This is a genomic window from Xanthomonas sp. AM6 (assembly GCF_025665335.1).
Lineage (GTDB): Bacteria > Pseudomonadota > Gammaproteobacteria > Xanthomonadales > Xanthomonadaceae > Xanthomonas_A.
Genome location: NZ_CP106869.1, coordinates 2,723,032 through 2,734,674 on the forward strand (window position 1 = coordinate 2,723,032; position 11,643 = coordinate 2,734,674).

6 protein-coding genes are annotated in these 11,643 nt (G+C 69.3%); all 6 read right to left on the minus strand.

Going from position 1 to position 11,643, the window contains the following annotated elements; all coding sequences use genetic code 11:
- Positions 1-129 precede the first annotated feature (129 nt).
- Positions 130-1,560, minus strand: a complete 1,431-nt coding sequence (locus OCJ37_RS11410) for a sugar porter family MFS transporter (protein ID WP_263109530.1) — start codon at positions 1,558-1,560, stop codon at positions 130-132.
- 91 nt (positions 1,561-1,651) lie between these two features.
- Complete coding sequence (gene xylA / locus OCJ37_RS11415; protein WP_263109531.1) at positions 1,652-2,992, minus strand: xylose isomerase; 1,341 nt, start codon at positions 2,990-2,992, stop codon at positions 1,652-1,654.
- 38 nt (positions 2,993-3,030) lie between these two features.
- Positions 3,031-4,524 carry a xylulokinase gene (gene xylB / locus OCJ37_RS11420; protein WP_263109532.1) on the minus strand — a complete coding sequence of 498 codons (1,494 nt, stop codon included), beginning with the start codon at positions 4,522-4,524 and terminating at the stop codon, positions 3,031-3,033.
- Entirely contained in the window at positions 4,521-6,917 is a 2,397-nt protein-coding gene (locus OCJ37_RS11425; protein ID WP_263109533.1) for a glycoside hydrolase family 95 protein, read from the minus strand. Before OCJ37_RS11425 ends, xylB begins: the two co-directional genes overlap by 4 nt.
- A gap of 37 nt (positions 6,918-6,954) precedes the next feature.
- Positions 6,955-9,849 (minus strand): TIM-barrel domain-containing protein, encoded by a 2,895-nt coding sequence (locus tag OCJ37_RS11430; protein WP_263109535.1) that lies wholly within the window; start codon positions 9,847-9,849, stop codon positions 6,955-6,957.
- 53 nt (positions 9,850-9,902) lie between these two features.
- Positions 9,903-11,630 (minus strand): DUF5597 domain-containing protein, encoded by a 1,728-nt coding sequence (locus tag OCJ37_RS11435; protein WP_263109536.1) that lies wholly within the window; start codon positions 11,628-11,630, stop codon positions 9,903-9,905.
- Positions 11,631-11,643: the final 13 nt, after the last annotated feature.

Here is an 11,643-nt window from a genome sequence, read left to right on the forward strand (position 1 = left end):
CGGCATTCGTCACGACGCCGTGCGCTGGTCGCGCGGGCGGCGCTCGCCGTGAACCCGGCCGTGCGGCGGCCAGGCCTGCCGCCCGCCGCCACGGTGCGCCGGCGCGGCCGGGGCCGCGCCGGCGACGGTTCAGCCCTGCATCTGCTCCAGTTCGCGGCCCTTGGTCTCGTACACGTACTTGAGCACGAAGAACACCGAAACGAACGCGGCCACGGTGTAGATGCCGTAGGCGCCGGCCAGGCCGATGCTGCCGAGCAGGACCGGGAACGAGACGGTGATGAGGAAGTTCGAGGTCCACTGCGCCGCGCCCGCCACCGCCAGGCCGGAGCCGCGGATCTGGTTGGGGAACATCTCGCCCAGCATCACCCACATCACCGGGCCCCAGGACATGTTGAAGAAGATCACGTAGACGTTGGCCGCGATCAGCGCCAGCCGGCCCATGCCCGGCGACATCGCCAGCTTGCCGGCCTCGTCCAGCGAGGCGCTGGCGAAGGCCAGCGTGACCAGGGCCAGCGACACCGCCATGCCGGCCGAGCCGACCCACAGCAGCGGCTTGCGCCCGATCCTGTCGATCAGCATCACCGTGATCAGGCAGGCGCCGATGCTCAGCGCGCCGGACAGCACGTTGATCAGCAGCGAGTCGCTTTCGGAGAAGCCCACCGCCTGCCACAGCACCGCGCCGTAGTAGAACACCACGTTGATGCCGACCAGCTGCTGGAAGGTGGCCAGGCCGATGCCGATCCACACGATCGGGCGCACCTTGCCGGTGACCTTGCTGACCAGGTCCGACAGCTTGGGCTTGTGCTGGTCGGCCGCCAGCGAGGCGGAGATCTCGGTCAGCTTGGCCTGCGCCTCGCGCGGCCCGTAGAGCTTGGTCAGCACCGCCAGCGCGGCCTCGCGGCGGCCCTTGACCACCAGGTAGCGCGGGCTCTCCGGGATCGCCAGCAACAGCAGCAGGAACAGCAGCGACGGGAACGCCTGCATCCAGAACATCCAGCGCCACGCGGCCTGGCCCAGCCACAGCGGCTCGGTCGAGGCGCTGGCCAGCTTGACCAGCACGTAGTTGCTCAGGAACGCGGTGAACAGCCCGCTGATGATGGCGATCTGCTGCACCGTGGCCAGCCGCCCGCGGTAGCGCGCCGGGGCGACCTCGGCGATGTACGCCGGCGACATCACGCTGGCCGCGCCGACCGCGAAGCCGCCCATGACCCGGGCGAAGATGAAGAAGCCGGAGCTGTGCGCGGCGCCGGCGCCGAGCGCGGACAGCAGGAACAGCACCGCGGAGATGATCAGCACCGCGCGGCGGCCCCAGCGGTCGGCCAGGCGGCCGGCGAAGAACGCGCCGATCGCGCAGCCCAGCAGCATCGAGGCGACCTCGAAGCCGGTGCCGGCGGCGCTGGAGTGGAAAGTCTCCTTCAGGCCGTCGACGGTGCCGTTGATCACGCCGCTGTCGAAGCCGAACAGGAAGCCGCCGATGGTGGCGACGCAACTGATGAGGATGATGAGGCGCGTGTTCTCGCCTGCGCCATCGGCGTGGCGGTCTAGGGATACGCTGGACATTGAGTCACCTGGTGTCGTGCAGAAGGAAGAACGGCCATCGCGGGGGAGAGACGGCACGGCCGGCGGCGGCGCGGCCGCCGGCCGTCGCGCATCAGCGGATCAGGTACTGGTTGATCAGGTTCTCGTAGGCTTCCTGGCGGCCGCTGGCCTGCTTCGGTTCGCCGGCCTTGGCCGCGTGCGCCGCCAGGTCCGCCAGCGAGCTGCCGCCGGAGGCGAACGCCGCGCCGGCGCCGCTGTCGAAGCTGGCGTAGCGCTCGGCGCGCCACTGCTCCAGCGGCGAGGACGTCAGCAGCGCATGGGCCACCTCCAGGCCGCGCGCGAACGCGTCCATGCCGCCGATGTGGGCCAGGAACAGGTCCTGCGGATCGGACGACTCGCGCCGCACCTTGGCGTCGAAGTTCAGACCGCCCGGCGCCAGCCCGCCCTGCCGCAGCACCACCAGCATCGCCCCCACCGTGTCGTACAGGTCGGTCGGGAACTGGTCGGTGTCCCAGCCGTTCTGCGGGTTGCCGCGGTTGGCGTCGATGCTGCCCAGCAGGCCCGCATCGGACGCCACCTGCAGGTCGTGCTCGAAGCTGTGGCCCGACAGCGTGGCGTGGTTGGCCTCGATGTTGAGCTTGAAGTCCTTGTCCAGCCCATGCTCGCGCAGGAAGCCGATCACCGTGGCGCTGTCGAAGTCGTACTGGTGCTTCATCGGTTCCATCGGCTTGGGCTCGATCAGGAAATTGCCCTTGAAGCCGATGCTGCGGCCGTAGTCGCGCGCCAGGGTCAGAAATCGCGCCATGTGCTCCTGCTCGCGCTTCATCTGCGTGTTGTGCAGGCTGGCATAGCCTTCGCGGCCACCCCAGAACACGTAGTTCTCCCCGCCCAGCTCCACCGTCGCGTCCAGCGCGGCCTTGACCTGCACCGCCGCACGCGCGACCACGTTGAAGTCCGGGTTGGTCGAGGCGCCGTTCATGTAGCGCGGGTGCGAGAACAGGTTGGCGGTGCCCCACAGCAGCTTGATGCCGGTGTCGGCCTGGCGCTGCTTGGCGATGCCGACCATGTGCCTGAGGTTCTTCTCGTACTGGCCCACGTCCTCGGCGTCCGGCGCCAGGTCCACGTCGTGGAAGCAGTAGTACGGCACGCCGAGCTTGGTGAAGAACTCGAACGCCGCATCGGCCTTGGCCTCGGCCCGGCCCAGCGCATCGCTGCCGGCGTCCCACGGATAGGCGCGCGTGCCCGGCCCGAACGGATCGGCGCCGTTGCCGCAGAAGCTGTGCCAGTACGCCACCGCGAAGCGCAGGTGCTCGGCCATGGTCTTGTCGCCGATCTTCCTGTCGGCCTCGTAGACCTTGAACGCCAGCGGATTGTCCGAGGCCTTGCCTTCGAACGCGATGCGGCCGATGCCCGGGAAATATTCCTTGGCGCCGATGTAGACGGAATTGCTCATAACGAAGTCCTGGTGTGCGTTGCGGGGGAAAAAGCGGGTCAGCCGGCGTAGAGCGGGCCAATGGCATGCAAGTGTTTCAGGAAGGTCTGGTAGTGCGCCTGGTACTGCGCGCCGCGTTGCGGATCCGGCTGCGCCGCCAGCGCGGCGTCATCCTGCTGGTGCTGCAGCACCACCTCGGCCAGGCTGGCGCGGTCGCCCTGCGCGTGGCCGTCGGCCCACAGCGCCTGCAGCGCGGCGCCGAACGCGGCGCCCTCGGCCTGCGCCGGCACGTGCACCGGCAGGCCGAACAGGTCGGCGATCAGCTGCCGCCAGCCGGCGCTCTTGCTGCCGCCGCCGGTGACGTAGATCGAGTCGAACGCCAGCCCGGCGTCGACGAAGGCGTCGTAGCCGTTGCGCAGGCTGTAGGTCGCCCCTTCCATCGCCGCGCGATAGAAATGCGCTGGGGTGGTGTTATGCAGGTCCATGCCGGTCATGCAGCCGCGCGCGGCCGGCAGGTTCGGGGTGCGCTCGCCGTTGAAGAACGGCAGCAGCACCAGCCCGCCGGCGCCCGGCGCGGTGGCTTCGAGCAAGGCTTCGCCCTGCCCGGTCTTGATCCCGAACAGGCGCGCGATGGTCTCGGTGGCCACGGTGCAGTTCATCGTGCAGATCAGCGGCAGCCAACCGCCGCTGGACGAGCAGAACGCGGCCCAGCGCGCGGCGTCGTCCACCACCGGGCGGTCGGCGTACGCGAACAGCGTGCCGGAGGTGCCCAGGCTCATGGTCAGCCGCCCGGACACCACGTTGCCGGTGCCGATCGCGGCCATCATGTTGTCGCCGCCGCCACTGGCCACGCGCACCTCGCGCGGCAGCCCCAGGGTCTGCGCCGCCGCCGCGGACAGGGCGAAGGTGGTCTCGGTCGGCACCAGCGGCGGCAGCGCCGCGGCCAGGTCGCGCTGCGGATCGATCGCCTGCAGCAGCGGCGCCGACCACTGCCGCGTGCGCACGTCCAGCCAGCCGCTGCCGGAGGCGTCGCCGAACTCGGTGTAACGCTCGCCGGTCAGCCAGAAATTGACGTAGTCGTGCGGCAGCAGCACCGAGGTCATGCTGGCGTACGCTTCGCTGCGGTGCTTGCGCGTCCACGGCAGCTTGGAGGCGGTGTAGCCGGCCAGGATCGGGTTGCCGGCCAGTTCCACGCAGCGCTGTTCGCCGCCGGCGGCCTGCATGATCTCCTCGCACTCGCGCTGGGTGCTGGTGTCGCACCACAGCTTCACCGGCGCGGTCACCTGCCCCTGCGCGTCCACCGGCACGAAGCCGTGCTGCTGGCCGGACACCGAGATCGCCCGCACCTGCGCGCGCTGCTCCGGCGTCAGCGCGGCGAAGCAGGCGACGATGCCGTCGATCCACCACTGCGCCTGCTGCTCGCGGGTGCCGTCGTCGCGGCTGATCAGTTCCAGCGCATGGCCATGCGTGGCGACCACGCGGCGGCTGTCCGCATCGTAGGCCAGCAGCTTGACGCTCTGCGTGCCGACATCCAGGCCGATGTACAGACTCATTGCCGCACCAGCCGATCGTCGCGTAAACCCAGTTCCATCGTCGCTCCAGGAGAAAGGTCGGCGGTCAGGGCCTGCCCGCCGTAAACCAAAGTGTAGTGCCCGCCACGTTCGCTGCTCAGCCGCGCATGCTGCAGGCGTCCGTCGCGCCAGGCCAGATCGACGCCGGCCGCGCCGCGCACGCGCAGGCCGCGCACCTGCCCGTGCGGCCAGGCCTGCGGCAATGCCGGCAGCAACCAGATGCTGTCGCCCCAACTCTGCAGCAGCATTTCGGTGATGCCGGCGGTGCCGCCGAAGTTGCCATCGATCTGGAACGGCGGATGCGCGTCGAACAGGTTCGGATAGGTGCGTTCGGGCGACAGCAGCATCGTCAGAATACGCTGCGCGTGCTCGCCGTCGTGCAACCGCGCCCACAGGTTCAGGCGCCAGCCGAGGCCCCAGCCGGTAGCGCTATCACCGCGGACCTGCAGCGAGCGCCGGGCCGCGGCGGCCAGCGCCGGGGTGTCGCGCAGGTTGATCTGGCTGGACGGATGCAGCGCATACAGATGCGAGACGTGGCGATGATGGATTTCCGGGGCCTGCATGTCCCAGTCCTGCTGCCACTCCTGCAGCTGCCCGGCGCCGCCGATGCGGTCCGGCGGCAGCTGCGCGCGCAGTGCCGCCAGGCGCTCGCCGAAGGCCTTGTCCACGCCCAGCAACTCGCCCATTTTGATGCACTGCGCAAAAAGATCGCGCAACAATTGCGCGTCCATCGCCGGCCCGGCGCACAGCGCGGCGCCGAACGGATGCCGGTTCTCCGGCGACATCGATGGGTTGGTCACCATCGCGCCGGTCTGCGGATCGCGTACCAGGGTGGCGACGAAGAACTCGGCCGCGCCCTTGAACAACGGATAGATGCGCCGCAGGTAGGCGCGATCGCGGCCGTAGTCCCAGCGGTCCCACAGCTGTTGCAGCAGCCAGACGCCGCCCATCGGCCACAGGCTCCACTTCGCGCCGTCGATCGGCCCGGCCTGGCGCCACAGGTCGGTGTTGTTGTGCACCACCCAGCCCGGCGCGTCGTACATCGCTCGCGCGGTGCGGGCGCCGGTCTCCGCGAGATCGAACAGCATGGCTTCGAGCGGTTCCACGCACTCGTGCAAGGCATTGGCCTCACTGGGCCAGTAGTTCATCTCGGTGTTGATGTTGATCGTGTACTTGCTCTCCCACGGCGGCTGCATCAGGTCATTCCAGATGCCTTGCAGGTTGGACGGCTGGCAGCCCGGCCGCGAGCTGCTGATCAGCAGGTAGCGGCCGTACTGGTGGTACAGCGCAGCCAGTGCCGGATCGCCGCCGTCGGCGTAGCGCTGCACGCGTTCGTCGGTGGGCAGCTGCGCGGCGGCGCTGCTGCCCAGGTCGATCGCCACCCTGCGGAACAGGCGCCGGTGTTCGGCCAGATGCCGCTCCAGCAATTTCGCGTAGGACAAGGCGGCCGCCTTGCGCAGCTGCGCGGCGCTGAGCGCAAGCGGATCGCCGCCGACGTCGTCGTAGCGCCGATAGCTGGTGGCCGCGGTCAGCAGCAGCACCACCTCGTCGGCGCCTTCGATGCGGATCCGCCCGCGCTCGATGCGGGTCTGCCCGCCAGTGGCCAGCGGCAGCACGCGCAACGCGAAGCGCAGCCCGCCCTCGATGCCGGCAAACCCGGCGTTGCGCCCGGCGAACAGCAGCGCGCCCTGCTCTTCCGTGACCTCGCCGGCCTGCGGGCTGTCGATGCCGATGCGCAGCGCGATGCGGCCGGGCTTGTCGCAGGACAGGCGCACCACGATGCACTGCTCGGTCGGCGAGACGAACACCTCGCGGACATGCGTGGCGCCGCCCGAGGCAAAGCGGGTGCTGGCCACCGCGGTGTCCAGATCGAGTTCGCGCCGATAGCCGTCGATGCCGTCGGCGCGGTCGTAGTCCAGCAGCAGGTCGGCCAGCGGCTGGTACGGCATCTGCTTGGGCGGGCGCGACAGCAGCTTCGCGTCGGCCAATGCTTCGGCCTCTGCGTAGCGGCCGGCGAAGATCAGCGCACGTACCTGCGGCAGCGCCGCCAACGCCTCCGGCGATGTCGCATCGTAGGGCTGGCCCGCATACAGCGTGTCTTCGTTCAACTGCAGGCGTTCGTGGGCGATGCCGCCCCAGACCATCGCACCCAGCCGGCCGTTGCCGACCGGCAGCGCCTCCACCCACTGCGTGGCCGGACGCGGGTACCACAAGGTCAGCGCGGCCGGATCGGCCGGCGCTGCCGCAGTGGCGGCCGCCGACGCAGTGCGCCCGGCGGCCGCGGCTGCGGCCGGCGCGACCGGCACGGCCAGCCCGGTCACCAGGCCGGCGCCGATCGCCTTGCACAGTTCGCGGCGGGTCAGCGCGATGCTCACCCTGCGTCCCCGCGCGGACTGCCGTACGACGCGGGCATCACTTCGCCTTGCTCTTGCGCTTGGCGCCCTTCGCCGCCTTGCGCGCCACGCTCAGGCTCTTGCCGCTGTACTGCACGCTGGCATCGGCCTTGGGCTCCAGCGCGCCGGTCTCCTCGCGCACGCCGTCGACGAAGCGCACGTTGATGGTGCGCTTGGCCTGCATGCCCGGCCAGCTGCCCTGGCGCGCGCCGATGGTCAGCACGCCCTTGGCCTGGTTCCAGCTCAGCGGAATGCGGCTGAACTCGCCCTTTTCGTAGCCGTAGCCCTTGCCGTCGTCCTCGTACAGCGAGAACTGGCCGTCGGCGCCGGTGTAGACGACCACGGTCAGCGGCGCATTCGGCACCTCGTCCACGTACTGCTGCACGGTGGTGGTGGGCACGATGGAACCGGCGCGCACGAACAGCGGCATGCGCTGCAGCGGCGCGGCGGCGTCGATGCTCTGGCCGCCTTCGTAGCGCTTGCCGCTGTTGAAGTCGATCCACGAGGTGCCGGCCGGCAGGTAGACCTGGCGCGAGGTGGCGCCGAAGCGGGTCACCGGCGCGACCAGGAACGCCGGGCCGAACAGGTACTGGTCATTGATGTCGGCGACCTTGGGATCGTTGGGGAAATCCATCGGCAGGCCGCGCATCATGCTGCCGTCGCGATGGTAGGTGTCGCCTGCCAGCGTGTAGATGTACGGCAGCAACGCATAGCGCAGGCGGCTGTAGTACGCCATGCTCGAATAGTACGGGGTGCCTTCCGGGGCGATGTTCCAGATCTCGCGGAACGGGAACTGCCCGTGCGAGCGGAACAGCGGCACGAACGCGCCGAACTGGAACCAGCGCGTGTTGAGCTCGCGCCATTCGGCCTGGTGCGCCGGGTCCTGGTCCTCGTAGCGCTTCTCCACCGCGAACCCGCCGATGTCGAAGGTCCAGTTCGGCAGGCCGGACATGGAGACGTTGACGCCGGCGGAGATCTGGTCGCGCATGTCGTCCCAGCGCGAGACGATGTCGCCGCTCCACACCGCCACCGCGTTGCGCTGGGTGCCGGCATAGCCCTTGCGCGAGAGGATGAACACGCGCTTGCCGTCGGCGGCGCGGTCGCCTTCGTACACGCCATGGGTGTGCGGCAACGGATAGGAATTGAAGAACTCGGTGGACGGGCCCAGCGCGGTCGGCGTGGTGCGCGCCTTGCGCTCGCCGATGTCCAGGTTGGAGTGCACGTCCGGCTCGTCGGCGTCCATCCACCAGGCATCGAAGCCCTTGCGGTTGAGCTTTTCGTTGATCTGCCGCCAGTAGATCGCCTGCGCGCCGGCCGAGTACGGATCGTAGAACGAGTTCTTGTAGCCCTTGCCGATCCAGTCCAGTTCGCCGACCTCGACGTTGCGCTTGTACATGTACCCGGCCGCGTCGAGTTCCTTGTAGTTGGCGGTGGTCGGATAGAACTTGGGCCAGATCGAGATCATGATCTGCGCGTGCATGTCGTGCACCGACTTGACCATGCCGTCCGGGTCCGGGAAATGGGTCGTGTCGAAGTCGTGCGAACCCCACGCGTTCTCCGGCCAGTACGACCAGTCGAGCACGATGTTGTCGATCGGCAGCTTGCGCTTGCGGTACTCGGCCAGCGCGCCGACCAGTTCGTCCTGGCTCTTGTAGCGCTCGCGGCTCTGCCAGAAACCGTAGGCCCACTTCGGCAGCAGCACCGCCTTGCCGGTCAGTTCGCGGTAGCCGGAGATGACCTGGTCGGCGTCGGCGCCGGCGACGAAATAGTAGTCGATCATCTGCCCGGCCTCGGACCACAGCGACAGGTCCTTGGCCTCGGCCGCCGGCAGCGGGTCGCGGTGCAGCAGCGCGATGTAGCTGGGATCGATCAGATCCCATTCGACCTTGACCTTGTGGCGCTGGCCCGGCTGCAACGCGAGGGTGAACTCGTTGTGCCACGGGTTCCAGTTCTGGCGCCAGCGGTCGACCACCAGCTTGCCGTCCACGTACAGCTTGGCGTACTCGCTCGCGTACAGCGAGAAGCTGTGCTCGCCGCCGCTCCTGGCCTCGATCTCGCCTTCCCAGGTGACCTGCATGCGGCTCTTGTCGCTGGGCTTGGCCTTCTTCGGAAACTTGCCCAGGTCCTTCAGGTACTGGTAGTTGAGCTCCTTCTCGCGGCGCTCCAGCACCTGCTTGCCGTTGACCGAATAGCGCGCGGTCAGCGCGCCCGGCTTGCCCTTGGCGTCGTACAGCTTCAGCGACGCCGGCAGCGGCTGCAGGCCGCGCGGATCGCCCATGCGGGTGATCGAGTTGTTGTCCCACAGGATGCCGTAGTTGCGACTGGACACCAGGTACGGCACCGCCAGGTCGATATTGCTCTGCAGCAGCTCGACGTTGCGGCCCTTCTGGTTCATCCAGCCCTGCTGGTGCTGACCGAAGCCGTAGAAGGCCTCGTCGTCGGGCGAGGCGAAGCGCTGGCGCGTGCTCAAGTAGGACTTGCCCTCCACCTTCAGCGGCGCAAAGCTGCGCCCGCCGGCCACTTCCGCCAGCAGCGGCTTGCCGTTGGCGTCGACGAAGCTGACGTGGCCGTCGACCGTGGACACCTGTGCGGTGACCTTGGCGGTCCTGATCCGCACGGTGTCGCCCTGCTCGTCGAACTGGTAGGCGGTGTCGCCCTGCACCGGCACCCGCATCAGGCTCGGGGTGCGCTTGAAATCGCCGTCCGGATCGGCGCTGACGCGGATGATGCCGCTGTCCACCACCTGCAGGCGCACCGGCGCGGCGCCCTTGGCGCTGGGGCGCACGGTGACGCCGTCGGCGTCCTTCTTCACTTCCTGCGCATGGGCGCCGGCGGCGAGCACGGCCAGCGACAGGGCCAGCAGGCGCGGCAGCGGCTTCAGCGCCAGGCGGACGGGGCGGTTCGGGTTGTGCATGTTCACTCCCTCTGTAGCGGGTGACGGCGCCGCACGCTGGCGGCGCCGAGATGTCAGTAGGTGGCCAGCTTGATCTTCAGCAATTGCGGCATGTCGGAGAAATTGACCCCGTAGTCGGTCTGGTCGCCGTTCCAGTTGCGCTGGAAGCGCCACTGCCCGCCATCGTAGAAGCCTTCCTCGACCCGGTCGTAGACCATGTTGGCGGTGGCCTCGCTGGCCGGATGCAGGGTCACCCGCACGTGGTAGCCGGTGACCAGGAACTCGTCCGGACCCAGCTCGGCGATCAGCGCCGCGCCGCTCGGCTCGGGGTTGCCCGGCGGCGTGCCCTTGAACCAGAACTGCGGCACGCCGTAGGTGATGGTCGCGCTCCAGCGTTCGTTGAGGCGCAGTTCCTGCACCGCCTGGCCCGGCTCCTCGGCGGTGCCGTGCAGCTTGCCTTCCGAGGCGGCCTTGGCGAACGCGCGCATGCCCAGGCCCACCGCCTTGAAGCCGAGCGCGAACGGCGCCATGGTCGGCTCGTCCACCTTCTTGGCGCCCAGCGGCCAGTTGGAATACCCGCTGTAGTCGATGCCGAAGGTCGACCAGCCGATGCCGTCGTGGCCCAGCGCGGGGTACAGGTAGCGCGCGTATTCCGGGCGGTTGCCGGTTTCGGCCACGAACAGCGGGTTGTCCGGCCGCGCGTAGCGGTCGAGCACGGTGGTGTACGGGGTGTAATCGGGCAGGTAGATGTCCGGCGCCAGCAGGTCGATGTGCGGCGCGGCCGCCTTCCACACGTCGAGCACGTTGTCGGTGGGGCCGCCGCTGGCGTACTGGCCGGGCTGGCCGGGATTGAACGGGCCGCGCAGCGCGGCGTTGACGTACATCGGCAGCGGGTACTCGGCCTTGCCGGCCGCGGCCACCTGGTCGATGAAGTGGCCGATATGCCAGGCGTGGAAGAACTCGTCGGCGTCGGCGCCGAACACCTGCGCCCAGCTGCCCGGCTGCTTGCCCAGCTTCTGCAGCAGCGCCTCGGGCACCGGGCCGTCGAAGGCCTGCTGCGCCAATGGCGAGAAATCGCGCACGCTGCCGTAGGTGCCCGGCTCGTTCTCCGGCTGCACCATGATCACGGTGCGCTGCGGGTCGGCCTGCCTGAGGTGCTTCATGAAGGCGACGAAGGCCTTGCGGTCCGCTTCCAGCGTGGCCGGCGCCAGCGGCGACAGCGAGCCGAGGGTCTTGCCGTCGCGGGTGACCACCCGCGGGAAACGCGCGTTGTCGGTCTTGACCCAGTGCGGCGTATAGGCCGGGCCGTTGTTCTTCCAGGTGGCGAACCACAGCAGCACCAGCCGCACCTTGTGCTCGCGCGCTTGCGCCAGCAGCGTGTCGACGAAGGAGAAGTCGAACTTGCCCTCTTCCGGTTCCACCTGTTCCCAGGCGATCGGCACCTGCACGGTGTTGGGGCCGAGGAACTGCATCGCCGGCCACACCTTCTCCAGCGCCGCCGGGTAGTTGCTGGAATTGTTGACCTGCGCGCCGAGGATCAGGAACGGTGCGCCGTCGACCAGCAGCGTGTGCTTGCCGTCCTTGCTGATCAGCTGCGGGATCGGCGCCTGCGTGGCCGACGCGTCCGGCGCCGGCGCGGGGGCGGTGCCCGCCGGCTGCCTGGCACCCGTGGCGGCGCCGCTGGCGGCGGGCGGTTCCGGTTGCTCGGACTGGCAGGCGGCCAGGCCCAGCAGCAGCGCGGAGATCAACAGCGGACGCCAGCGCGCGGGCGCGGCGCGATTGCGCGGAACGGAAAATGTCATGCGGCTAGCACTC

What these genes read in the sequence shown, in the direction of transcription:
- OCJ37_RS11435 (WP_263109536.1), bottom strand. Translation starts at nt 11,630, where the DNA reads ATGACATTTTCCGTTCCGCGCAATCGCGCCGCGCCCGCGCGCTGGCGT.
- xylA (WP_263109531.1), bottom strand. Translation starts at nt 2,992, where the DNA reads ATGAGCAATTCCGTCTACATCGGCGCCAAGGAATATTTCCCGGGCATC.
- OCJ37_RS11410 (WP_263109530.1), bottom strand. Translation starts at nt 1,560, where the DNA reads ATGTCCAGCGTATCCCTAGACCGCCACGCCGATGGCGCAGGCGAGAAC.
- OCJ37_RS11430 (WP_263109535.1), bottom strand. Translation starts at nt 9,849, where the DNA reads ATGCACAACCCGAACCGCCCCGTCCGCCTGGCGCTGAAGCCGCTGCCG.
- xylB (WP_263109532.1), bottom strand. Translation starts at nt 4,524, where the DNA reads ATGAGTCTGTACATCGGCCTGGATGTCGGCACGCAGAGCGTCAAGCTG.